21 protein-coding genes and 4 pseudogenes are annotated in these 23,048 nt (G+C 67.0%); 12 read left to right on the forward strand and 13 right to left on the reverse strand.

The genetic code is table 11. From position 1 onward, the window contains the following. Positions 1–14 precede the first annotated feature (14 nt). From OHA17_RS39975 to OHA17_RS39995, 5 genes are all read left to right on the forward strand, one after another. A complete protein-coding gene (locus OHA17_RS39975) occupies positions 15–320 on the forward strand; it encodes a hypothetical protein (protein ID WP_331721244.1) in 306 nt (101 codons plus the stop codon). Between the two features lie 590 nt (positions 321–910). Then, entirely contained in the window at positions 911–1,327 is a 417-nt protein-coding gene (locus OHA17_RS39980; protein ID WP_331721245.1) for a hypothetical protein, read from the forward strand. Between the two features lie 573 nt (positions 1,328–1,900). Next, positions 1,901–2,287, forward strand: coding sequence for a hypothetical protein (locus OHA17_RS39985; protein WP_331721246.1), 387 nt, complete (start codon positions 1,901–1,903; stop codon positions 2,285–2,287). Between the two features lie 565 nt (positions 2,288–2,852). Next, complete coding sequence (locus tag OHA17_RS39990; protein WP_331721247.1) at positions 2,853–3,521, forward strand: hypothetical protein; 669 nt, start codon at positions 2,853–2,855, stop codon at positions 3,519–3,521. 91 nt (positions 3,522–3,612) lie between these two features. Continuing rightward, a protein-coding gene (locus tag OHA17_RS39995) for an IS5 family transposase (protein WP_406510995.1) occupies positions 3,613–4,556 on the forward strand; the annotation gives its coding sequence in 2 pieces (ribosomal slippage) (positions 3,613–3,993 and positions 3,996–4,556; 942 coding nt in all). A 162-nt stretch (positions 4,557–4,718) separates the two neighbouring features. Here OHA17_RS39995 and OHA17_RS40000 read toward each other — a convergent pair. After that, positions 4,719–5,531 (reverse strand): annotated as a pseudogene (locus tag OHA17_RS40000) (IS701 family transposase); the annotation flags it as partial. A gap of 66 nt (positions 5,532–5,597) precedes the next feature. Between OHA17_RS40000 and OHA17_RS40005 the strand changes: the two are divergent. Then, positions 5,598–6,560 (forward strand): annotated as a pseudogene (locus tag OHA17_RS40005) (ISAzo13 family transposase); the annotation flags it as partial. Between the two features lie 17 nt (positions 6,561–6,577). Here OHA17_RS40005 and OHA17_RS40010 read toward each other — a convergent pair. Then, on the reverse strand, positions 6,578–7,897 hold the full coding sequence (locus OHA17_RS40010; RefSeq protein WP_406510959.1) for an IS4 family transposase: 1,320 nt from the start codon (positions 7,895–7,897) through the stop codon (positions 6,578–6,580). Between the two features lie 102 nt (positions 7,898–7,999). On the opposite strand from OHA17_RS40010, the pseudogene OHA17_RS40015 reads away from it, so the two are divergent. Beyond that, positions 8,000–8,260: pseudogene (locus tag OHA17_RS40015) on the forward strand (ISAzo13-like element transposase-related protein); the annotation flags it as partial. 481 nt (positions 8,261–8,741) lie between these two features. Here the strand turns inward: OHA17_RS40015 and OHA17_RS40020 are convergent. The 11 genes and pseudogenes from OHA17_RS40020 to OHA17_RS40070 form a co-directional block, all read right to left on the reverse strand. Beyond that, a pseudogene (locus OHA17_RS40020) lies at positions 8,742–9,101 on the reverse strand (transposase); the annotation flags it as partial. 476 nt (positions 9,102–9,577) lie between these two features. After that, on the reverse strand, positions 9,578–9,979 hold the full coding sequence (locus OHA17_RS40025; protein ID WP_331721250.1) for a helix-turn-helix domain-containing protein: 402 nt from the start codon (positions 9,977–9,979) through the stop codon (positions 9,578–9,580). Between the two features lie 651 nt (positions 9,980–10,630). Continuing rightward, positions 10,631–12,382: an ABC transporter ATP-binding protein gene (locus OHA17_RS40030; protein ID WP_331721251.1), complete on the reverse strand. Its 1,752-nt coding sequence runs from the start codon at positions 12,380–12,382 to the stop codon at positions 10,631–10,633. Beyond that, positions 12,379–12,690: a hypothetical protein gene (locus OHA17_RS40035; RefSeq protein WP_331721252.1), complete on the reverse strand. Its 312-nt coding sequence runs from the start codon at positions 12,688–12,690 to the stop codon at positions 12,379–12,381. The genes OHA17_RS40030 and OHA17_RS40035 overlap by 4 nt, the downstream gene beginning before the upstream one ends. Before the next feature lie 51 nt (positions 12,691–12,741). Further along, positions 12,742–13,665, reverse strand: a complete 924-nt coding sequence (locus OHA17_RS40040) for a hypothetical protein (protein WP_331721253.1) — start codon at positions 13,663–13,665, stop codon at positions 12,742–12,744. Then, a complete protein-coding gene (locus OHA17_RS40045; RefSeq protein WP_331721254.1) occupies positions 13,662–14,297 on the reverse strand; it encodes a flavoprotein in 636 nt (211 codons plus the stop codon). The genes OHA17_RS40040 and OHA17_RS40045 overlap by 4 nt, the downstream gene beginning before the upstream one ends. Beyond that, positions 14,281–15,288 carry an LLM class flavin-dependent oxidoreductase gene (locus tag OHA17_RS40050; protein WP_331721255.1) on the reverse strand — a complete coding sequence of 336 codons (1,008 nt, stop codon included), beginning with the start codon at positions 15,286–15,288 and terminating at the stop codon, positions 14,281–14,283. The genes OHA17_RS40045 and OHA17_RS40050 overlap by 17 nt, the downstream gene beginning before the upstream one ends. Next, positions 15,285–16,145 (reverse strand): ABC transporter permease, encoded by an 861-nt coding sequence (locus tag OHA17_RS40055; RefSeq protein WP_331721256.1) that lies wholly within the window; start codon positions 16,143–16,145, stop codon positions 15,285–15,287. The genes OHA17_RS40050 and OHA17_RS40055 overlap by 4 nt, the downstream gene beginning before the upstream one ends. Continuing rightward, a complete protein-coding gene (locus OHA17_RS40060) occupies positions 16,142–17,047 on the reverse strand; it encodes an ABC transporter ATP-binding protein (protein WP_331721257.1) in 906 nt (301 codons plus the stop codon). The genes OHA17_RS40055 and OHA17_RS40060 overlap by 4 nt, the downstream gene beginning before the upstream one ends. Further along, on the reverse strand, positions 17,031–18,350 hold the full coding sequence (locus tag OHA17_RS40065) for a M16 family metallopeptidase (RefSeq protein WP_406510960.1): 1,320 nt from the start codon (positions 18,348–18,350) through the stop codon (positions 17,031–17,033). Before OHA17_RS40065 ends, OHA17_RS40060 begins: the two co-directional genes overlap by 17 nt. Then, complete coding sequence (locus OHA17_RS40070) at positions 18,347–19,636, reverse strand: pitrilysin family protein (RefSeq protein ID WP_331721577.1); 1,290 nt, start codon at positions 19,634–19,636, stop codon at positions 18,347–18,349. The genes OHA17_RS40065 and OHA17_RS40070 overlap by 4 nt, the downstream gene beginning before the upstream one ends. 192 nt (positions 19,637–19,828) lie before the next feature. Here OHA17_RS40070 and lxmK point away from each other — a divergent pair, with 192 nt between their 5' ends. The 5 genes from lxmK (at position 19,829) to OHA17_RS40095 (ending at position 22,977) form a co-directional block, all read left to right on the forward strand. Next, a complete protein-coding gene (gene lxmK / locus OHA17_RS40075) occupies positions 19,829–20,959 on the forward strand; it encodes a class V lanthionine synthetase subunit LxmK (protein WP_331721259.1) in 1,131 nt (376 codons plus the stop codon). Between the two features lie 2 nt (positions 20,960–20,961). Further along, on the forward strand, positions 20,962–21,933 hold the full coding sequence (locus OHA17_RS40080; RefSeq protein WP_331721260.1) for a T3SS effector HopA1 family protein: 972 nt from the start codon (positions 20,962–20,964) through the stop codon (positions 21,931–21,933). Positions 21,934–22,124: 191 nt separating this feature from the next. Next, a complete protein-coding gene (locus OHA17_RS40085) occupies positions 22,125–22,250 on the forward strand; it encodes a hypothetical protein (protein ID WP_406510961.1) in 126 nt (41 codons plus the stop codon). 279 nt (positions 22,251–22,529) lie between these two features. After that, positions 22,530–22,739, forward strand: coding sequence for an LxmA leader domain family RiPP (locus OHA17_RS40090; RefSeq protein ID WP_331721262.1), 210 nt, complete (start codon positions 22,530–22,532; stop codon positions 22,737–22,739). A 46-nt stretch (positions 22,740–22,785) separates the two neighbouring features. Further along, positions 22,786–22,977: an LxmA leader domain family RiPP gene (locus OHA17_RS40095; protein ID WP_331721263.1), complete on the forward strand. Its 192-nt coding sequence runs from the start codon at positions 22,786–22,788 to the stop codon at positions 22,975–22,977. Positions 22,978–23,048 lie beyond the last annotated feature (71 nt).

Genomic DNA, 23,048 nt, shown 5'->3' on the forward strand with positions numbered 1-23,048 from the left:
CACCGAATGGGAGCATGATCGTGATCAAGCAGATTCTCTCCGGAGCGGTTTTTGCCGTCGCCGCAACGATGGCCGTCGCCGTGCCCGCCTCCGCACAGGATGCCTCGGACTTCGGCACCCGCAACGGCAACACCGCCATCACCGGCGGCGCGGGCGGCATCCTCAACACCTACGGCGCCCCGCTCATCAACGCCGACCTGCGCTGCGCGATCCCGCTGCCCGAGGGCGAAGGCATCGGCGGACACGCCCTCGGCGGCCCCAAGGCCGCCTGCAACATCGCCCCCGTCAACCAGTACCAAGCCCCCCAGAAGCTCCTCTGACACTCCCGCGACCAACTGCCCCTGGCCCACGGCCCCCTGCCACGCAGGGGGCCGTGCGCACATCCGGGGACGGTGCGCACCGGAGCGCCGTTCCGCGTCGCACACCGAACAAGCCGCCCGGGACGGCCGGGACCACGACGTACTGCCACGACGTACTGGCCGGGGTATGGGGCTTCCACCAACAAGAGCCCACGCGAGCAGCCGGACGGACGGCAGTTCGCGCGGCTTGATGGGCCCGTAATGGGCCGGGCGGGGGAAGCCGGGTGACCGGGCTCGGCACCGCGCCGTTGAACCAGCGCAAGATCACGTGAGTGAGTACCGCCCAAGGGTCCCGGGGTCTGACCAGTCGCCCCGGGACCCGGCACACTCAGGAGCCCCACTCTTCGGGCCGGGGCGCAGGACTTGAGCGTCCGTGCCGGTGGCACCGGGAGGCCGCCGGCGGACCGCGAACACACCAGCCTCCACCACGTGTTGGTCTGAATGAGCGCACTCCGTGACGTTTTATGCATATTTCTCGTTCCAGGAACGACAGGTTCCGCACTCCCCCAGGGCGGACCTGTCCCCCCTTACTGACCCACCGAATTGGGAGCATGATCGTGTTCAAGCAGGTTCTCGCCGGAGCGGCCCTCGCCACAGGTGCAACGATGGCCGTCGCAGCCCCCGCCTCCGCGCAGGCCCCGGCCCCGGTCCCCCCGGCCAGCACCACCCCCACCAGCACGCTCCAGAGCCTGCTCGCCGCCGCCGCGGGCCCGACCGCCAGCGGCACCGGCGCCATGGGCAGCGCCGGCGCCAGCGACTTCGCGACCCGCAACGGCAACACCTCCATCGCCGGTGAGGCGGGCGGCATCGGCAACACCTACGGCGCCCCGTTCATCAACGTCGACCTGCGCTGCGCCGTGCCGCTGCCCGAGGGCGAGGGCATCGGCGGCCACCTCCTCGGCGGCCCCAAGGCCGCCTGCAACATCGCCCCCGTCGACCAGTACCAGGCCCCCCAGAAGCTCCTCTGACCCACCCTTCGGCGGAGCGGCGTACGGGCGGTCCCCCACCACAAAAACCGCTCCACGCTCAACGGACAGCAGCCCGCATCCCTCGCACTGGGCCGGGCGAGGGAAGCGGAGTGACCGGGACTGCACAGAGCCGTTGAACCCGGGGATCAGGTGAGTGCCCCAAGGGTCCCGAGGTCTGGACACGCCCCGGGACCCCGCACACGCCCGCCGGCCGGCCAGGGCCACCCGACCCACGCGTCCATGCCGGTGGCGCCGACGGTCGAGACATTGCTTTGGGGTGTGGCTCCTCTTGGGTGACCGCGATCAAGCTGCATGATCACGGTCGCATGATCGCGGTCACTCAAGTAGAGCCGCACCCTGCGCGTTTACGGCTCCGCCCGCGCCCCCGGAAGGCCCCCGGCGGACCGCGAAACCGCCAACCCCCACGCCTTACATGCCCGTCCTGGTCCAAATGGGCGCACTTGGTGACGTGTTGTGCACGCTCCTCGTTCCAGGAACGACAGCTCCCCGCCCCCAGGGCGGGCCCGTCACCCCTTAACGACCTTACTGACCCACCGAATTGGGAGCATCACCGTGATCAAGCAGGTTCTCGCCGGAGCGGCCCTCGCCACGGGCGCAACGATGGCCGTCGCCGCCCCCGCCTCGGCACAGGCCCCGGCCCCCCAGGCCCCGATCCTCCCCGCCAACGCCCTCACGAGCGTCTTCTCCACCGGCGCCGCGCAGGGCCCCACCGCGAACGGCACCGGCGCCTTCGGTACCAGCAACGGCGACACCGCCATCACCGGCGGGTCGGGCGGCATCCTCAACGGCCACGGCGCCTCGCAGGGCACCGTCGACCTGCGCTGCGCGGTCCCGCTGCCCGAAGGCGAGGGCATCGGCGGACACGGCCTCTCCACCATCAAGAACCAGTGCAACCTCGGACCCACCACCCTGTACCAGGCCCCGCAGAAGCTCCTCTGACACACCGCCCGGCATACGGATCTCCCCCCACCACAAGACCCGGCACGACCGGACGGACAGCAGCCCGCGCAACTCGCCGGGCCCGCCCCGGGCCGGATGGAGGAAGCGGAGTGACCGGGGCAGCGGAGCATCGTTGATCGGGTGCAAGATCACGACAGAGAGTGCCTCCCAAGGGTTCCGGGCCTCACAAGGCCCGGGACCCGGCACACTCCCGCCCGCCGGGCCGGACCGGGCACCGGACATACGCGTCGATACCTGCGCCATCGGCGGCCAACGACATTCGCCTTGAGGGTGCGGCTCTTGTTGAGTGACCGTGATCAGGCTGCGTCATCACGGTCACCCAAGAACAGCCGCACCCCACACCTGCGCGGAGCCGCTGCCCGCCCGCGGCCCGGGAAGCCACCGGCAGACCACGAACGCACCAGCCCCCCACCACATGTTGGTCTGAACGAGCACAATCTGTGACGTTTTGCGCACATTCCTCGTTCCAGGAACGACAGGCCCCTCACCTCCCTCAGGGCAGGCCTGCCACCCCTTACTGACCCACTGAATTGGGAGCATCACCGTGTTCAAGCAGGTTCTCGCCGGGGCGGCCTTCGCCACCGCCGCAACGATGGCCGTCGCCGCCCCCGCCTCGGCAAACACCCCGGTGCCCCAGGGCCACAAGACCGCCGCCGACGCGATCCAGAGCGTTCTTTCCGCCGCCGCGGGCCCGACCACGAGCGGCACCGGCACCGGCTGCAACTGCGGCACCGCCACCGGCACCACCGGCAACCCCACCGGAACCGTCACCAACCTCACCGGCACCACGGGGAACCTCACCACCAACCCCACCGGCGCCGTCACCAGCGCCGCCGGCAACCCCACGGGAACCCTCAGCAGTGCCGTCGGCAACCCCACCGGCGCCGTCAGTAACCTCACCGGCACCACGGGGAACCTCACCGGTGCCACTGGCGGCCTCACCGGCACCAGTGTGCCCGGCACCGGTGCGAGCGGCGACGGCGCCACGGACTTCTCGACCCGCAACGGCGACACCGTCATCACAGGCTCGGACGGGGAAGGCGCGGGCGGCATCCTCAACACCTACGGCGCCTCCCTCGCCAACGTCGACCTGCGCTGCGCGGTACCGCTGCCCGAAGGCGAAGGCATCGGCGGACACGGCCTCACCGGCCCCAAGGCCGCCTGCAACATCGCACCCGTCGACCAGTACGAAGCCCCCCAGAAGCTCCTCTGACCCCTCAACCGTTGTACGGGTCTAGGTCGTTTCTGATGGCTCTTGCTGGGTTGGGTGGATCAGCTCTGGTGCTGGGCATGCGCGTCGTATGGTGCGACGCCATGAACTGACTCATGCGCAGTGGTCGAAGATCGAGCCGTTGCTGCCGGTGAACGGCGGCCCGGGTGGGCAGTGGGCGGATCACCGAAGGGTGATCAACGGGGTGCTGTTCCGGGCCCGTACGGGGGTGCCGTGGCCGGACTTGCCTGAGCGGTACGGGCCTTGGCAGACCGTGTATGAGCGGCATCGCCGCTGGTCGGCGGACGGTACCTGGCAGCAGGTCCTGGCCGAGCTTCAGATCGAGGCTGATGCGGCCGACCCGGACGGGGTCCTGGCCCGGTCCGCGGGCCGGGAGGCGGAGTGGGCGGTGAACATTGACTCCACGTCCTGCCGGGCACATCAGCACGCGGCCGGGGCCCGGCACCGGCCCCCGCGCGACTTCCCGCAAAAGGGGGCGGTACGCGTGTGGACACCGATGGGCGTGAGGCGTTGGGGCGCTCACGGGGCGGACTGACCTGCAAGGTCCATCTGCTGGCAGACGACCGTGCCCGACCGCTGGTCTGGCTGACCTCGCCCGGCCAGCGGGGCGACAACCCCATGCTCGTCCCGGTGCTGGAGAAACTACGGATCGGGCGGCGCGGGCCAGGCCGTCCGCGCAGCCGTCCGGACCGATTGCGTGGCGACAAGGCGTACTCCAGCCGCGACACCCGCGCCTACCTGCGGCGGCGGCACATCAAAGCCACCATCGCGCAGCCCGACGACCAGCGTGAACACCGTCGCCGGCGAGGCCGGGCCGGCGGCCGGCCCCCGGCCTTCGACAAGGCCCAGTACCGCCGCCGCAGTGCCGCCGAGCGGTGCGTCAGCAAATGGAAGCAGTTCCGCGCGGTCGCCAGCAGGTACGACAAGCGCGACTACATCTTCAACGGCACCCTGACCGTCACCGCGATCGCCATCTGGCTCCGCGACACCGTTCAAGAGCCGTCAGAAACGCCCTAGTACTGCAACGGTGCTTGCCGTGACTGGTGGGCAGGTGTCATGGGCTGTGTCCGCGTCGTTTGTAGTGACTGCTGCGGGCCTGGTGTTGGCGTCGGCGTCGCCAGGTCGACCAGTGCAGAACGTGGTCGAGAGGCGGTGGTGGTCGGTGGGTGAGGCGGGTGATCAGGCGTCTGATCTCGGGAAGGCTGAGGTGGATGAGCTGGGAGGATCCGTTTCTGCTTTGTCCGTGTCGAGTTCGCGGGCCCGCAGGACGGTGAGGCAGGCGTGGGCGGCCATGGCCAGAGTCATGTGGCGGTGCCAGCCGGGGTAGCGGCGGACCTGGTAGTCGTCCAGACCGCACTCCTGCTTCGCACTCTGGAAGCACTCCTCAACCGCCCACCGGCTGCCCGCGATCCGGATCAGCTCGTCCAGAGTGGTGTCGGCGGGGCAGTAGGCGATGTAGTAGGAAATCTCCTCGGGTCGGCGGACGCTGCGGCGGGCGATGACCCAGTGCCGGCGGTCTTCGCGATGCCAGGGCCGGACCTCGACGCGGGCCCAGTCATAGATCCTCTGTCCGTGGGCACCCTGGCCGCATGAGCGGCGCTTCCACTTCTGCCGTGGCAGGCCCGGGAACAGGTCGTGGACGGGATGGTCGATGGACCAGCGGGTGACGACGGTGTCGTGCCGGGTGGTGGCCATGACATGGAAGACATCGGCCTGTTCCAGCTCGAAGCGCCAGCCCTTGCTGTAGCCGTAGGCGGCATCCGCCGTAACCCACCCGAACGGGATCCTGTCCGCAATCGCCCGGCGGACCATCGCCCGGGCCATGGCCACCTTCGTCTCGAAGACGACGCTGTCGTCGATGCCGGCCTGCCGGCACCTTTCCCGGTCGTCTGTCCACGACATGGGCAGATACAGACGGCGGTCGATCAGCGTGCGTCCGCGGCTGGTGGCGTAGGCGAGGAACACACCGATCTGGCTGTTCTCGGTGCGTCCGGGGGCTTGTCCGTGAATAACTGTCAGAGTTGACCTGCGGGACGGCCGTCAGTGGGACGCTGGAACGTGACTGTGCCTCCGCAAGTCCGCGTTTCCGCTGCCGAGTTGCACTGCAAGTTCGAGCAGGTTCTGCCGCATCTCGACGAGCGCCGTCGCCGGCTTTACCTCGCCAGCGAGGCCGTCTCGCTCGGTCATGGCGGAATCGCCCTGGTAGCTGCCGCCTCCCGAACCAGCACCGCCACCATCGCGCGCGGCATCACCGAACTGGAGACGCACGCGGCGCCGACGCACCGTATCCGGGCTCCGGGAGGCGGGCGCAAGCCGTTGACGGCCACCGACACCGGTCTGCTGCCGGCTCTGGAGATGCTGATCGAGCCGCATACCCGCGGCGATCCCGTCTCCCCGCTCCGCTGGACCACCCTGTCGCTGCGGAGCTTGGCCCGGGCCCTGTCCGCGCAGGGGCACCTGGTCGGCGCCACGACCGTCGGACGTCTGCTGCACGCGATGGGATATAGCCTGCAAGGCACGGCCAAAACCACTGAAGGCGCACGCCATCCGGAACGCGACGCTCAGTTCGCCCACATCAACGCCACCGCCGCCGCCTTCCATGACGACGGCCAGCCGGTGATCAGCGTCGACACCAAGGCCAAGGAGTGGATCGGCAACCGCGACCGGCCCGGCCGTGTCTGGCGCCCCGGCAAGGACCCGATCAAGGTGGACTGTCACTCCCACCTCTTCGATGACGACCAACCGACGGCCATTCCCTACGGGGTCTACGACCTGGCCACCAACACCGGCTGGGTCAACGTCGGGACCGATCATGACACCGCCGAGTTCGCCACCGAATCCATCCGCCGCTGGTGGCGCCGCCATGGGCGAGTGGACCATCCGGACGCGGACCGGTTGCTGATCACCGCGGACGCTGGCGGCTCGAACAATCCCCGCTACTGGACCTGGAAGAAGCAGTTGCACACCTTCGCCCGCGAGAGCGGACTGGAGATTACAGTGTGTCACTTTCCGCCGGGTACTCAATGCCGTTGTTTGAGCTACTGAAGCATCGCCGGGCTGAGGGTGATCATCTTCGCGGGGACCCGCCGGGTGGGGCCGTGCTGCTGTTTCTTGACCGAGGGCGAGTACTTCGAGTCCGGGCGCTTGAGGACCCGTGGCGCACTACGGTTGCGGCGAGGACCGGTGTCGAGCTTGCGGTGGACCTTGGCCTCCAGCATCGCCAGGAATGCTCCGACGGCCGCGACACCGTCCTTGGCCTGCCGGATCACGCTGCGCCGTACGTGCTTGAGGACCTTGACGAAGGAGATCCGGTGCGGGTCGATCCGCTCGCCGTCGGCGACCTGCATGATGATCCCGTTCAGGCAGTGGTGCACCACCAGATGTGCCCAGACCTCCTGGTGGACCAGCGCCGGAGTGGCCGAGCGCAACACCTGCGCGGGCCCACGCTGGAACGTCTTGACCTGCCGGTAGGCCGATTCCACCTCCCAGCGATCATGGTAGAGCGCGGCCAACTCCGCTGCTGGGTAGGCATCGACATCAAGCAGATCGGTCAGCAACTTGATCACCTCGCCGCCGTCGACCCGGTACTCGACGACTCTGACCGTCACCCCGCCCGGATGCGAGGCCCGCTGCCCGGCCAGGCTCATCCGCCCCAGATAGCTCCCGTCCGCCAGCACCTCAAGCGGCGGGGAGGCGACCGTCGACCGAGCCCGCAGCAGCAGATGCGCTCCGGCGCGGGTGTACTCCTTCCACAGCTCCACCCCGGGAAAGTTGCGGTCCATGATGACCAGCATCCCGGCCGCAGAGCAGGCCATCTGCACCGCCAACTCCCGCTCACCACCGTTGAAGCCTCCGATCCGGGCGTCGATCGAAGCGTGCGTGCCGGTCTCGGTCAGCGTCACCACCCGCACCTGCGGGAACCCGGCCGGCGCCCCGCGCGCGTCGCTCCACCCACCGAAGAACTCCCGGTTGGCCTTGTTGTCCGGCAGATCCAGTACGAAGCCGTCGACGGCGGCCAACCGCATCCCGCGCCAGAACGCCCTGCCCACCTGAGCGGGTGCGAGCGGTCCGCGCACCCGGCGGAACACCGCCTCCAACACCTCCGGCCCCAGGCGCTGTCGGGCACGGGTGAACGAGGCCCGGTTCGGGATCGTCTCGTCCATCCCCTCCAGCGCCCCGACCAGGTTCTCCGCGACATCGTCGTAGGAGTCCTGCGCGAACAGTGCCAGCGCGAGCGTGAAGTAGACCATGAACCGCGGCGACAGCGCCCCCGGCCTCACCCCGCCCCGGCCGCACTCGGCCAGCACGTCATCCACCAGCTCCGGCGTCACGCACGCCGTGAGCGCACCCAGCCGCACGTCATCGGATCGCCCTACCCACGGATGCATGACCTGTCAACGCCCGGCGGGCCCAACACATCCCCGCCACCGAACTGATGAACAGTCAAACAACGGCATTGGCCGGGTACTTCGAAGTGGAACAAGATCGAGCACCGGATGTTCTGCCATATCACGGCCAATTGGCGCGGTCGGCCGCTGACCAGCTACCAAGTCGTGCTCGAGACGATCGCCGCAACGACTACCGCGACCGGGCTGAGGATCGGCGCCGAGCTGGACACTGGCGACTACGCCCTCGGCACCACCGTCACGACCGCCGAGTTCCGTGCCCTGCCGATCACACCCGATGCGTTCCACGGCAACTGGAACTACACCCTGGCCCCGCATCCCCCAAGCCCTTCCGAAGAACCGGCGACTCGTCGGCCGATCGATCCCGCCGTGACCTTGATGCTTACCGATCCCACACTGACCGGCATGGCTCGCTCGGAGTTCGCCCACCTCGTGGCGGTCTCGGAACCGTACTGGGACGCCCTGGCCGAGGCAGCCTTCCGGCGTCGATTCCACCGCCCCCGGGGCTACCTCCATCCGCAGACCAGCAGCCTGGACCACTTCCACCGACTGCTTGCCGCACTCCTGCGCCGCCGCAAGGCCGCAACCAGCACCCTGATGGCCCAGATGCTGAGCGTCACACGCACCAACCTGTCCAACCAGTTCCAGGACGGCCACCGAATTCTCGACCTGCATCGCGTTGCCGTCACACCGATACCTGGCTCACCTGCGCGCACGCTCCAGCAACTGCAAACTCGTCCGACGTCCGTGGAGAACACCCCTACAGATCAACTCTGACAGTTATTCACGGACAAGCCCCGGAGGTTCCGGTGTACTGCCGCGACACACCTGCCGATGTGGTGCCCTTCTTGATGAATCCCGTGTCATCGACGATCAGCACGCCGTCTGGGCCGAGGTGTTCGGCGACGTATCCACGCACGTCGTCCCGCACCGCATCAGCATCCCACCGGGCACCGTTCAGCAGATGCTGCAGCCCCGCGGGATCACGATGGCCTGCGTACTCCGCCAGCTGCCAGCCGTTCTTCCGGCTCACCGGCGCCAGCAGCCCCCGCACGTAATCCCGCATCCGCCACCGCAGATCAGCCCGCCCGAACCGGCCCGCCACCCGAGCGAACACCGACTCCAACTCCGCTGCCCAGCAATCGACTTCACCCATCCCCACCATGACTGGACAACGAGAAGAACCAGCTCAGGACACGAATTCTCACTGGAGTACTAGACCCACACAACCCCACACGGCCAACCGAACGAACACCAGCTCCCCCAGCCCGCCGAACCCGGCACCGGCTCGGCGGGGGAAGCACGGTGACCGGGGCCGCGAAGAGGCGCTGCACCCGACGGAGACACACCAGGGTCCCGAGGCCTGAGCAGCCCCGGGACCCTGGTGCACGCGCCACTACGCCGTCCTGCGCGACCTCACCCAAGCCGACGGCGTTCTCCCCGCCATCGGCACCCAGCGTCACCTTCGACAGCGACGACCGGAGGCATCGAAAGCACCGCCGATGCTTCTCTGCTGTCCGCCATCAAGGCGGCCCAACGGCCCCACATCACCCACCCGGGCAACCCCAACGACGATCAGCGAAAGCGTCCAACGTCGAGAGGGTCAGCGTTCAGCCGACGTCGAGATGGGCATCAACTGCCAGCACGCATAGGTCCGCCTGGGTACCTGGAGGACTCGGCAGAACCTCGAGACGCTGAGCCCGGCATCGTTTCGTATCGTCTCGAGGTCGGAGAAGGGACCGCACGATAGTCCACACTCCGTCTCTTGCTTCTCAGCTGGACGTAAACCTCGCCCAGCGCGGCCTTCAGTTCCGCGATCTCTGCGATGAGTTGACGCTCACGTTCGGCATTTCTGCGGTCGGAGCCTTCGAGACCTTGCCGACCGGCTGCGATGAACTGCCGTTTCCAATTGCCCACCGACTGCTCAGAAACATTGGCCTGGCGAGCTGCTTGCGAGATGGATATCTCGCCGGAAATTACGCGCATCACGATTTCTAGCTTGTCATCCGGTGGCATCACGGGAGGGCGTGGCATGCCCCTCCTTCCGGCATTGCGGCCACCATAGGGCCGCGTATCAAAAGAACCTCACCGAAAAGAATCCGGTCAACCCACATGCTAGATATGCTAAATAGCGGAGCGCCGCCACGGAACGAATCACGTCCCATCTGCAGCTGCCCGCCGGGCGACCCGTTACCGCTCCGAGCGCATATCCAGTTTAACGTGCGCCGCATTCCTACTCCCCCGATGCTGCAAGGTAATCCAGTAATCCAGTACGTGTCGCGATTGCGATCAGGCGACGTGATGTGGCTGGTCAGGGCCACTCCCACGTCTCAATCCGGAACCTTGCATGAGTCCGCGATCCGTACCCGACGCATACTTCAGCACACGATACTCGGTCAGTATCTGCTGTCAATTCAGCGAATGCCTCCGCGGCACCCAAACTTCCTGCGCATGGTCAAATCGGACACCACGCTACATGCCCATTAGTCACGGCGAGCCCCGTCGCGTGCAGGCCTTGTAAAGGTTCGATGGTATTTTAAGTTTCACTTTGCTTCATTCTGCACTTACTTAAAATCTTCCTCAATCAAGGAACCCGACGGCGTCGAGTCGCTCGACGTGCTCGAGCGGTCCAGGAAGAGGTTGGTACAGCGTCTGGCTGTGCTCGCGCTGTGGTTACAGCGGTCGCTATATCAGGGGGTCCTGATGAAGGTGCTGGTTCTCCACCAGGTTGCGGTACGCCGCGCACCGTCCCATGAGTTCACTGTGCGTCCCGGAGTCCACTGTCGCTCCGGCGCTCATCAAGATGACTTGCTCGGCGTTCTGCACGGTGGACAAGCGATGTGCCACGACGATCACCGCGCGAGTTCGGGAGAGATCCTGGACAACGTCGCGGAGTCTCTTCTCGTTGAGGCTGTCGAGCTGAGATGTCGGCTCGTCCAGGATGACAAGTTGGGCCTTCGAGAGAAGCGCGCGTGCCAGCGCGAGCCGTTGGCGTTGGCCGCCCGACAGGTCTGCCGAGCGACCGATGACCGTATCCAGCCCGTCGGGAAGTCGCATGATTTCTTCGCGCAGTCCAACGGCTGTCAGCGCCTCGAATACCTGGCTGTCCTCGACGGGCTCGGTCTGGCCTATGAGCAGGTTCTGCCGGATGGTCCCCTCAAGCAGGGTGAATGCCTGGTCCACGTATGCGATGTGTCGGCGCAGCGTTGTCAGTGGCCACGCGGTCACGTCGTGTCCGAACACGCGGACGGTCCCGGAGTCCGGATGCATGAAACGGTCGATCAGTGCAAGGGCCGTGGATTTTCCCGCGCCTGACGGTCCTACGATCGCCGTGAGCCCCTGATGTGCTGCGGTGAAGGACAGGTCAAGCAAGACGGGGTTGCTGTGATAAGCGAAGGACACGCTGTCGAACTCGACACTGGGGGCATCAACGACGGGAGTCGGCTCGGGAACGGTCCCTGCCGAGTCGTCAGTTTCTTGGGGAAGGGACAGGAGCGTCTCGAAGCGACTCTTAGCGGCGAGCCCCGCCTGAAGCCTGCTGATGCCGGTCGCCAACATCGTTACAGGGCTGACTAGTTGGAGTAGGAAGAGAAGGAATGCGGCGAAAGCGGGGACGGACAGGGTACCGGCGGCGATACGTGCACCGCCGCCGATGATGACGCTCACCAGAGCTATCTGCTGGCCCAGTCCCATGACCGGTGTGATCATCGACTGGAGCCTTGCCCCGGCCAGTGAGGTCGTCATCAGGCCTGCGGCGTGTTCGAAGTGCCGCTGTGCCGAGATCTCTTCCGCTCGGTATGCCTTGATGGTGGTCAGAGACGACAGCAGGACAGTTAGGTACTGTGCAAGCTCTCCCAGCGCGGTCTGCTGCGCGATCACGTTGCGGCGGACGCGTAGCACCACGACGGTGATGGCCGCTCCGGCGGCGGCGAATGAGGCAACAGTCACCAGGACCAGGACCCAGTCCAGCCATGCCATGACCGCGAGGGTGGCCACGGTGGTCAACGCGGCGAGGGGGAGCTGCACCACGCCTACGTCGACGACGGATCGCAGCACGGCCGCATCGGAGGTGATGCGGGAGACCAGGTTGCCATGGCCTTCCGCTCTGACCACAGCCAATGGGAGTCCGAGAGCGTGACGGGTCGCCCGGTCGCGCAGCCTCAGGATGAGGCCCTCTCCCATCCGGCCCAGCAGGTAGCTTGCCGCGGCGGAGGACAGCGCCCCGGCCAGGGCCACGGACGCCATCCAAGCGATGGGTGAAATCCAGGAACGGTGGGCGGCGAAATCAGCGATGACTTGCTGGACGAGCATCGGAACGGCCAGCGATGCGGCTGCGGAAGCCACGGCCAGCACGGCGGCACCGCTCACTTGCAGCCGGTTGTCGTGCAGCAGATCGGCTCCGAGCCGCAGGCTGACTGAGCGTGCGAGATCCTTCATCGGCGCGCAACATTCTTGACCAGGTCCACGGCCGTCTGGAGGTCCAGAGCCGGCTCAGCCGCGCGCAGCGCACGGACGGCGTTCATTTCCGCCTTCGGGTCGACTCCGGCGTCGCGCAGAATCTGGAGCGTCCAGTCTCGGATGAGTTCGGAGTCCGTTTGTGAGGCCGTCCCCAACAGTTCGAGGGCGCGGCCCAGCCCGGCTGCTTCGCCCGGCTCGGCGTTGTCCAGGGCTCGCTGGATCGCGGCGCGGGCGGCATCGGTGTCACGGAGGACGACCAGGCGGATACCAGCACGGTGTCGGAACATTGCAGGCTCGTTTCTCTTGTTTTGGCGGGGATGCTTGGCGAGGTGGTCTTCTCACCAGGGATCGGTGAGGATGCCGTTGCCGCCTGTGTCGACGAGGGCGGGCAGCACACGGGCGTGTACCAGTAGTTCGGGGTGCCACCCGACGTATGCGGCGAAGTCATGCGCGTGGACGAGCAGGCGCAGGATGGCGGCGCGGCCTGTGCGGGCCGGATCGTCCAGCCTTCCTAGACCGTCCAGGAAGGCTGCTCGGGCTACTCCGAGGAATTCTCGGCGGAAGCTCTGGGCGGCGGCGAGGACGTGCAGCTCCAGCAACTCGCCCAAGAGCCAGCCGGCATCGAAGTCAGCAGGCCCGCGTGCGACGTCCTCCCCGACCAGTAGGGCTGCCGCGTCCGGTTGGGGCGCCAGGACGATCTGTCCCATGCTGGCTGCTCCGTGCAGTAGGGAGTCGTCGGGCGCGGGAGAGGTAAATTCGTGGCACCAGTGCATGGCCTCGTCCCAGCGCTTTGCGCCCAGAGATCGCCGTAGTTCCTCGTGCAGCGGGGCCGTGGCTCTCGGTCCGCTCCCGTTGCGCATCCAGGCCAGTGCCCGAGCCGGGCCGGAGGGCACTGCGGCCGTGGTGGCAGCGGGCCCGGCCGACTGAATCCGGCGCAGGAGCCCACCGGTTGCGGTCAGGAGGGTTGCGAGACGGTCCAGGTCGCTTCCGGTAGGTGTGCTCAGGGCAAGCCCGGCCACCGAAACGCTGCCTGGCACCGTATAGGAGACTCCGCCGTCGGATTCCTCATTGGCGAGAACGGCGTGTACCTGACCGTGTGAGAGGCCAGTCAGTACACGGCTGACCGCAGGGGACGGGCCATGCAGCGGCGAGGTGCGGTTTCGGCCGGGGAAACGCCGCCAGAGATGGTTTCCCTCTGTATCCGCGGTAATCAGCGTGCGCTGGTAGCCGGTCTCGAATTGGCGGATGATGCGCCCGGTCATGCCTGCCCCTCGGATCGCAAGGAACGGCTCAGTCGCTCCAGAGCGGCGATGCTCTGCGGCAGTGGTGCGGCCGGTGAGGCATCGTTCTTGCCAGTGGTAGCGGAGAGACCCTGTATGGGGGGAACGACAACGACGTTCGGCCGGGCGGCTAGTGTCTCCAAGTTGCGCAGGTAAGCCGACGAGGTGCATCCCCCGGGCGGCAGGGCGGGGGCGATTGCGATGGGTGCCTGTGTGCACTGAAGGGCGAGGAGTAGCGGAGTGTCAGCCATCCCCATGGCCAGGCGGGAGGTGAAGTGGAAGGTAGCAGGATGAACCAGCACGGCGTCAGCCCACTCGGTGAGTTCGACGTGGACGGCGGTGGCGACGCTGTCTGTCGGCCAGGCGTCGCTCAGCAGAGGTCCTCCACTCAGCGCCAGCACTGCTGCGGGTCCCACGAATTGCTGTGCTGATCGGGTGAGCATGGTCTTCAGCTCGAGTTGTGGGTATGAGGACTTGAGCCAGTGCGCCCACATCGGCATGAACATCACGCCCAGTGCGCCCGTTCCTACGTACAGCAGCCTGCGGGCGCCGAACTGCGGCGGTTGCTGTTCAAGTGGAACGGTGTTTTCGGCACTGTCAGGCCTGACGGTCATCAATGGTCTCCAGAATCTCGGTCAGGTCGCGCAGGCCTGCGCCCAGCCCTTCGGAGCGCGTCACTCCACAGACGTTGAGGATCACTTCGTCGACGCCTGCGTGGCGGTATGCATCCAGCCCGTCAGCGATCTCTTGCGGTGTTCCCGCGACGAAAACGCCGGCGTCGACGATGGCCTTCGCGCCGTCCTCCGGATGGTTCGGGTCAGCGGTGATCCCCGCCTGGCGGAGCATGTCGGTGTAATGCGGCAGGCTCAGGTGTCCGAAGGCGGCGTTGAATGCAGTGCGCTGGATGTCGCGCCCTGGCCGGGTGACTGCGACGTGGACCACTGAGGCGATGCGAGGCATCTGACGGTCTCGTGTACCGGCTCCGGTAGCGAGGCTGGGCACCAGGGCGTCCCTTATATACGGGGCCGGCGTGAGCCAGGTGATGGCTACATCGGCAACGCGGCCGGCTGCCCTTGCCATTGGGGGGCGCAGCACGCCCAGCCCTAGCTCCACTGGTACGGAGGCTGGAGGCCCAAGCTGCGCGTGGGTACTGAAGTTCACGCCGTCCTCGTCCACCCGTTCACCGGCCAGCAGGCGGCGCATGACAGAGAGGTACTCGGCGACGGCGCTCACTGGCTTCTCGTACGCCTCGCGCCTGACCATCCGCTGGAAGTCGGTACCGCCGGGACCGATCCCCGCGACGTAGGGAGCGCCCGAGAGTGCTGCTGCGGAGCGGGCCTGGAGGGCCGCATCGAGGGGGTGGCGCAGGGGTGCGAGAACGACGCTGCTCCCGAACGGTATCCGCAGCCCCATACCGGTCAAGGCGGCGAAGAGTTGGTGAGTGTCGAGGCCCATGCTCTGGCCGAGCCACAATCGGCCGCGTCCACGGGCCTGCAGCAGTCGTGCCATCGGAACGATCTCGCCCACGCTGGACGGCTGGAGCGGGTAGATGACACTCGTCTCGCGGGGGCGGAGAGGGGCGGCGAGCACGGCGGGTTGAGTCATCGCAGACTTCCTTGCGGGGATCGTTGGGACGGCTGCTGTCCGGCGGCGAGTCGGGCGCCGGACTCGCGGCGGGTGGTACCGCGCAGGATTGCGGGGGCGATGATGAACCCGGCGATCGCCCAGGCGGTAAGTACCCCGGCGGTCTGCCAGTGCTGCCAACTGTGCCCGGTTTCAGCGATCAGTGCGCTGTCTGGCATGGTCGCCGAACGGATGCCCTGTGCCAGCCACTTCAGCGGGAAGATCTCGGCGATCGTCTGCAGCCAGCTCGGCATGGAGGTGACGGGGAAGAACACGCCGGACACCGCCATCAGTGCGAAGACGGGCATCATGAGCAACGCGACAGCGCCACGGGCGTTGGGCAGCGAGGCGCCGATGGCTGTCCCGATCGGTACCACCGCCGCCAGTCCCAGGAACAGGACCCACCCCAGCGTCATCCACCCCTGGGCCGAGTGCGGCAGGCCCGAGCCGTTCACTCCCGCTCCGACGAAAAGCAGAGCCAAGGCGCTGGTGACGGCGATGACGGAGGTGTGCAGGGTCTTGGCCAGGACGTAGGCGGACGTCGCGTGGGGAATTCCGCGCAATCGCAGCAGAGTGCCATCCTGGCGTTCGGTTGCCATGATCTGCGGCAGGGTCGTCCACGCACTGGAGACGATCACGGCAGCAACCTCGCCGGCGAGCACCATCGTCGAGATGGGTATATCGCTGCCCTTGACGGTGCCGCTGCGCCACATGGCGACCGCTATGAATATCGCCACGTTGATCACGTGTGTCAGGCATTCGCGAACGCTGCGTACGGTCTGATGCAGTTCGATACCGCCCCGGTGCAGGCCGTTGGCTATGGATACGCGGGCGTTCACTGGTTGTCCTCCAGGTGGATCAGGCGAAGGTAGGTCTCCTCGAGCGACGGGCGACGTACTTCCAGGCCGGCAATGGGGGCCTCGGTTTGGCGATGGAGGTCGTAGACGAACTCCGACGGGTCGGGCGTATGCGTCCGGCGTTGGGTGCCGTCAGGTTCCGTCCAGCGCACTTCGGTTGTCGCACGGACGGCGGTTGCCAGTTCCTGCGTCGTGCCGCAGGCCACCAGTTGGCCGCCGACGAGGATGCCGGTGCGCGTGGCGAGCTTCTCCGCCTCGGCCAGGTCATGTGTGGTCAGCAGGATGGTCATGTCCTGTTCCCGGCTCAGCCGGCCGGCCACCTCGTGGAATGCCGCCCGGGCTTCAGGGTCGAACCCGGTGGTGGGCTCGTCGAGGAAGAGCAGCTCGGGGCGGCCGACGATGCCCAGCGCGACATCCAGCCGCCGACGCTGACCGCCGGAGAGCTTCTGCACTTCCTTCCCCGCCTCGTCGGTCAGGCCCACGAGGCCAAGCAGTTCCTCTGCACTGAGCGGGTCGGGGTAGTAGCGGGCGATGTGTTCCACCAATTCACCAACACGCCATTTGGCGTGGTCCTGCCACGCCTGCATGACGATGCCGATCCGAGCGCGCCAGGTGTCGTCCGCATGCGCGGGGTCCGTTCCGAGAACGGACACCTGGCCTGCCGATCGCAACCGGAGGCCTTCCAGAATCTCGATCGTCGTGGTCTTGCCGGCACCGTTCGGCCCCAGCAGCGCGAAGATCTCTCCGCGTTCGATGGTGAGGTCCAGATCCTGCAGGATGTCGCGTTTCCCGTAGCGCATGCACAGGCCGCTTACGGTAACCGCCGGCCTGGACGGGCCGCCCGCCTTCTGGACGGGCAGGGTTGACTCAGGCGAAGTAGTCATCAGTTGTTCCCTCAAGCTCATCGGCGAGAGCCGATCGGTCGCCGACCACCACGCCGCAGAAGGCTTCGGGCCGGTAGAACTCCGAGGCGGTTGCCCGGAGTTCTTCTGTGTCAATGGCATCCAGCAGCTTCGGAAAGGTGACCAGGCGTGCCGGGGGCTGGCCTAGGAGAAGCGCGGCCAGCAGACTGCCGGCCAGTCCGCTCTGGGAGGCCGTCGCCAGCATCGACATCCCCGCCAGGTAGCGGCGGGCCGCGTCTATCTCCACTCCAGTCACGGGGCGTTCCGACAACTGCCGTATCTGGTGCTGAATCTGTTTCAGTGCCGCCGCGGTGACTTCCGTGGCGGTGTCTGCCTCGATAGCGATCACCATCTGGTCGAGGTAGTCGCGGAACGAGGAGTCGACGCGGTACGCCAAGCCGAATTCTTCCCGCAGTGACATCACCAGGCGCGAGGAGAAGTACCCGCCGAAGACCACGTTGGCCAACGACAGGGACGGGAAGCGGGGATCGTCCCGGTGGGCGCCGGGTGCCAGGAGCCGGATCTGGGACTGGACGGCGCCGGGGCGGTCCACCAGCCGTAGCGAACCCGCGGGCAGCGGCCTCAGGAACGCCTGAGGCCCGTCCGCGGAGCCGGCCTCCCACTGCTCCATCTGTCGCGCTACCGTCTCGATGGCGTCTTCCAGGTCTATGTCTCCGACGATGACCAGATGGGCGCCGCCGGGCAGGACGGTCCGACGGTGCAGTTCACGTACCCTCTCGGCGGTCACTCGTGCGACATCGGCCAGTTCGGGAAGCGGGCGCAGCGCCGGCACATCTCCGTAGGCATGGTCGACAAGTGCTGAGGCTGCGATCGTCTGCGGCTGCGCCCGAGCCACCGTCACCTTCTGCGTCAGGCGTCGGCGTTCACGGTCGACGGCGTCCTCGCAATGGGCCGCACCGGCCATGAGCCCGCCGATCAGGTGGACCAGTTCCTCCAACCGGTCCGTGGGACAGGACGCGGACAGAGTCAGCCAGCGGCTGCGCCCGACGTCCAGGGTGCTTCCCGAGCGCTCCAACAGGTCGGCGATGTCGGCATGGGTCCTGTTTGCGTATCCGTGCAGCATGCTGGCAGCCAGGACTTCGGCGACGGCCGCCTCGTTTGCCGTCACGACCGGAAGCGGGACCGCCAATCGCAGTTCCGTCATGGGAACGGAGGGGCAGCGTGCCGCAACCACGCGCAGCCCCGAGGGAAGCGTTACATCTGCGAGGGGCGGGAGGCTCAGGTCCGGCACTGGGCCGAGCGGAGGTAGCCCGATGACGGTCATGCACGCTCTCCTGTAGGGGTCAAAGCCACGCGGGCCCGGGAATCGGGGGTCAGCGAGGCGGCCGCGCGGGCGATGTCGGCGTCGGTGATTGACGCCAGCACGCCGGGAAGGTCGCGGGGAAGCGCAGCCCGGTCGAACAGCAGGGCGCATGCCCCGGTCTGCCGGGTGAGGGACAGCAGGGAGTCACGGTTGCGGTGAGTCGCCGAGATGCTCATCGCGATGGCTCGCGCCAGTTCGCCCTCCCTGAGGCCGAACCGGGCGATGTCGTCCAGCTCGCTGTCCAGCTCCTCAGCGATCCGGTCGCTACCCGACGGGTCGGCGGGATGCGTGGCGACCACGAGGAATGTGTCGGGGTCACGGGCCTGGAGAGGGCCGAACAGCCCGCAGCCGGAGCTCACATCCGTAGCGAGCGGGACAGCACGGTGGAGCAGTTTCGTCTTAAGACGCGCGGTCCTACTACCCGTCAGGATCTGGCAGAGGGCCATGTGCGCCACGTACTCGGTAAGGCGCGTGGCGGGATCGGGCATGCGGTAGCCGAAGGCTGTGGCGGGGAGCGGCGCGTGGGCGTCAAGGTGGACGGCTCGCGACTCCCCGGCCAAGAAGGGCTCGCTCAGGTCAGGCTGCGGCGCACCGGGCGCGGACGGGATGCCACCGAAGTGCCGCTCCACGGCCTCCATCACCCGCTCCGGGTCTGCGTCTCCGCAGACCGTCAGGACGGCGTTGCCCGGCGTGTAATGGGAGGAAAAGAACTCCTCGCATTCAGCCACGGTTGCCCGTGCTATGTCAGCCAGGTCGCCGTAACCATTATGCGCGTTGGGAAAGGAGTCGTAGAGTACGCCGGGCAATACGGTCCAAGGGAATCCACCGTAGGGTTTATTGAGGACATTCAGGCGAATCTCTTCCTGCACCACAGCAACCTGTGTCTGCAGGCTTTCGAGGGTAATTCTGAGAGATCTCATCCGGTCGGCCTCGAGGAACAGGATGCGGTCGAGCGCCACGGACGGGACGATTTGATAGTAATCGGTGTAATCCTGGTGCGTCGACCCATTGGCCGCTCCGCCGGAATGTTGGCACGTGGTGTAATGGCCGCCCCTGGCGACGTTCGCACTCCCCTGAAACATCATGTGTTCAAAGAGGTGAGCAAAGCCGGAACGGCCGACTGGTTCCGAACGGAATCCTACGCCGTAATGCATCGCCACCCCGACGGCTGACCTGTCGCGCACGGGGTGGACGACCACACGCAACCCATTAGACAGAACGAAGAGGTCTGGGGGCGAATTCGACATGGCCGCCACAATAGAGCCCGCCCCGCCGGACAAGGAAAGAAAGCCCATCGCGTTTCTTTCGGAGGGAGGCAGCACGGGGTCCGCCTGGCGCGGCGCGAGAGCGAGCGGGCAGCGGCGCCCCGCCGATGGGACCAAACTATCCGGTAACTTTCCGCCCTGAAGTGCAGGGGATGGCGGCTACGATCCCGGCGCATGACCATCAAGGAAGAAGCAGGCGAGGCCGCCGAGCCGACACGCCTACGATTCGCTCCCATAGCCCTGGAAAAGGCGCCGGAAGTTGACCGTATGCTAATGTCGTCCGGCCTGGGAACCTTCGACACAGAAACCGTCACGGCCTATCTGGGCAGAAATGACAACTGGGCGGGGAAAACTACCACTCAGGCATCCGTGTTCGTCAAGCGGCTCGGCGGAAAACCAGCCGATGCCGCGACTCGCTTCAATCGCCTCCTGAACTTCGAACAAGTCCGTTCAGGGAATCAAGACATCACGGGTCCGGAACTCCTCGGCCACGACAGCGAACACCACCTTGTTGCCTTTAGGTGGCTGGAAGACGCGCAGTCGGGAGCGGAGCTAGCGGCGGACGACCGATTCACCGACGGATTGTGCCGCAGGGCCGGTCGGACGATCGCAGCCCTGCACCGGCTCCCCACTCAGGGCTTCGATCTCGATCATTCTGCCCATGCGCTTCCGCCGCTGGCCAGCCTCCGCGCGCTCCCTTTCGCCGTCTTCGCCAACAGCAGTTTCGCAGAGATCGAGTTTTGGCAGCTCCTCCAGGCGGACACGCCGCTCCTGCGCGCGCTTCAGGAACTACGGCAGTTGGAAGCCGCAGCGTCGCACCACCCCATCCACGCGGATCTGCGCCTGGACCAGTTCCTCATCTCCGGCGACGGCCTGCTGTACCTCACGGACTGGGAGGAGTTCCGCCTCGGTGACCCGGCTCGTGATGTCGGCGGGTTCATTGGAGAGTGGCTGTACCGAGCTGTCCAAGGAGTCTCCAAGTCGCTCGCGGCCGACTCCGCCTTCGGGCACAAGGCAGCACACGAAGACATCCTGAAGCACGGCGTGGCCGAGCTCGAACGGTTGCGGCCCAAGATGGCAGAGTTCTGGTCGGGCTACCGGGGCGGATCCGGCCCGCTCGATGCCCAGTTCGCTATCCGGGCGGCCGCCTATGCCGGCTGGCACATGCTCGACCGGATGATGGCAGCCGCCGTCGGCGCGGGCCGGTTGTCCGCCGCAGACCGCGCAGGCGCGGGAATCGGCCGGAACGTTCTTCTCTCTCCCGCCGGATTCACCGGCCTCCTCGGCCTGGACGGAGCCAACTGATCATGACTGCCGCAGCCATCGCCCCCGCACTGGCACAAGCACTTGATGCCGTCACCGTGGCTTCCGACGGGCTGAGCGCGACCGTCGGCGACCATACAGTCGAGGCACCCAACGAGGGCGTGCTCGTGCAAAAGCTCGGCGCGACGCTCTACCAGATCGTCCATGCCGGACGACGCGAGGCAACGATGCCCTCGCGTCCACGCACTCTGCGAGACCGCGACCTCGACAGGCTCTTCACCGAGGCAATGCCTCACCGCACCACCCTCACCGAGGCGGTGGTACATCCCTCCACCGACGACGGCACATTCATTGCCGAGATCAACGGCCTGCGGGTGCAGCTGGCGGAGTCCGACCAGGACCGGCCTCTACCACCGGCTCGTCCCGCGCTGGCGACGCTGGCTCTTCCCGCGGCCCGCCCGGCGTTGTCCCCGGGTTTCTTCCTCACCGACGGCAGCCGCGGCATCGGCCGCAAGACCCAGATGCTCAGGGTCTACTTCCACCTGACCGACCCGGGTACCGCGCCTACGGTGTGGGCCACCGTACTGGGGTACCTGGAGGGCGAGCAGCTGCCGTACCGGGCGAAAATCTCATCCAACCTTGATCTGTACCCCCGCCAGGACGCTCTAGTGGTGTACCTGGGACCGCAGTCCTGGCACGCGGCGCGAGGCCTGGCGGGAGCAGTCGCGGGAATGCCCGGGCTGGGTGCGACAACCTCAGCCTTGCTGCACCGCATCGGATCCGGTGTCGGTACCGCCTGGGAGCCGGAGGACCCGCGCCCCGGACGACGAGGCCTGAGCTTCGGCGAACACCGCACTGGGGTACTGGCCGAAGCTCTGGTCCAGGACGCCATCCGCGGAGATGACCGTGGCCGGGACCACGCCGTCGCCGAGGCCTTCCTCAACGCTGCCATCGATCCGATGAATCCCGCGCGGAACCTCGGCTCACCGGCCCTGCCCGTTCTCGATCTCGTGTAGTGCCGGTGGAAGTCTCCAACCAGAGCGGCCCTCCAACCGACAGGACGACAGCGGTACTTCGCATCCTCTCGGGGCATGAGACCGTCCATGGCATAGCGGGCAAGCTCCAGCTGCAGGAGGAACAGGTCGCCGACTGGTGCCGAAGCTTTGTCCGGGCCGGCCTGTACGCGCTACGCCGGCCCCCTCAAACAGTGCCCACCAGCCAGCTGCGGGAGCGGCAACTGCAACAAGAGATCGACGAGTTGCAAGAAGCACTCGCCGAGGCGAACACCGAACTGGCGCTGTGGGAGGCCCTCCAGAGCGTCTCCAAGCACTGAACCCGAAGCGGCGTGCGACGCACACTCCAGCCCCACGGCTGCACACCAAGGGGGCGGCAGGTACCAGTTACCTGCCGCCCCCCTTTCGCGTCATCACCCCGCCCTGCGCGCAGTTGTCCTCATTGCTTGCGGTTGCCATCACGAAGCCCCAGCTCAAAGGGGGTGTCCGAACAAGCAGCCGGGTTAGTTTCGGCTGCCGTCCAGCACCCGATCCTGATCAACTGTTCCCCGGGCACGGGATATCCCCCGAGCCAGCAAAACAGTCCAGAGGAGACAGAGATGAACACCGCAGACCAGCTCATCCAGGGCTACACCGCCTACACCACTGCCGAGGAGTTCGGCGCAGCGGCCACCGCTGCCGCCCCGGCCACCACCCCGTCGGTCGTGACGGCGTCGTCGCCGGAGTGCGCCGCGGCCGCGTGGAGCGCGGTGCAGGGCGCGGGTGTTTCGCTGGGTGCCGTGACCGCCACGCACGTCCTGGGCTGCTGAGCCACCCCGACGCACCTTTTCGTCCCTGAGACTCACAGGAGTTCGCGTGAACACGGCAGACCAGCTCATCCAGGGCTACGCCGCCTACACCACTGCCGAGGAGTTCGGCGCAGCGGCCACCGCTGCCGCCCCGGCCACCACCCCGGTGACCACCACGGTCTCCACCGCCCCGTGCGGCGGCCTCGTCAGCGCCGCCAGTGCCGCCAGTATCGGCTTCACGGCCGACTGGGGCTGCTGACAGCGGTCAGCTGACTCTTGATATGCCGGTGGGTGCCCATGGTGAAGATGGGCACCCACCGGTGTTCTGTA

This window comes from Streptomyces sp. NBC_00212, assembly GCF_045206365.1.
In the GTDB taxonomy this organism is placed as follows: Bacteria; Actinomycetota; Actinomycetes; order Streptomycetales; family Streptomycetaceae; genus Streptomyces.

Coding starts and splice junctions, on each gene's coding strand:
- OHA17_RS40035 (WP_331721252.1), bottom strand. CDS start 12,690: ATGTTCCGACACCGTGCTGGTATCCGCCTGGTCGTCCTCCGTGACACC.
- lxmK (WP_331721259.1), top strand. CDS start 19,829: ATGACCATCAAGGAAGAAGCAGGCGAGGCCGCCGAGCCGACACGCCTA.
- OHA17_RS40070 (WP_331721577.1), bottom strand. CDS start 19,636: ATGTCGAATTCGCCCCCAGACCTCTTCGTTCTGTCTAATGGGTTGCGT.
- OHA17_RS40060 (WP_331721257.1), bottom strand. CDS start 17,047: ATGACTACTTCGCCTGAGTCAACCCTGCCCGTCCAGAAGGCGGGCGGC.
- OHA17_RS40040 (WP_331721253.1), bottom strand. CDS start 13,665: ATGACCGGGCGCATCATCCGCCAATTCGAGACCGGCTACCAGCGCACG.
- OHA17_RS40045 (WP_331721254.1), bottom strand. CDS start 14,297: ATGACCGTCAGGCCTGACAGTGCCGAAAACACCGTTCCACTTGAACAG.
- OHA17_RS40025 (WP_331721250.1), bottom strand. CDS start 9,979: ATGCCACGCCCTCCCGTGATGCCACCGGATGACAAGCTAGAAATCGTG.
- OHA17_RS40065 (WP_406510960.1), bottom strand. CDS start 18,350: ATGACCGTCATCGGGCTACCTCCGCTCGGCCCAGTGCCGGACCTGAGC.
- OHA17_RS40080 (WP_331721260.1), top strand. CDS start 20,962: ATGACTGCCGCAGCCATCGCCCCCGCACTGGCACAAGCACTTGATGCC.
- OHA17_RS40090 (WP_331721262.1), top strand. CDS start 22,530: ATGAACACCGCAGACCAGCTCATCCAGGGCTACACCGCCTACACCACT.
- OHA17_RS39975 (WP_331721244.1), top strand. CDS start 15: ATGATCGTGATCAAGCAGATTCTCTCCGGAGCGGTTTTTGCCGTCGCC.
- OHA17_RS39980 (WP_331721245.1), top strand. CDS start 911: ATGATCGTGTTCAAGCAGGTTCTCGCCGGAGCGGCCCTCGCCACAGGT.
- OHA17_RS40050 (WP_331721255.1), bottom strand. CDS start 15,288: ATGACTCAACCCGCCGTGCTCGCCGCCCCTCTCCGCCCCCGCGAGACG.
- OHA17_RS40030 (WP_331721251.1), bottom strand. CDS start 12,382: ATGAAGGATCTCGCACGCTCAGTCAGCCTGCGGCTCGGAGCCGATCTG.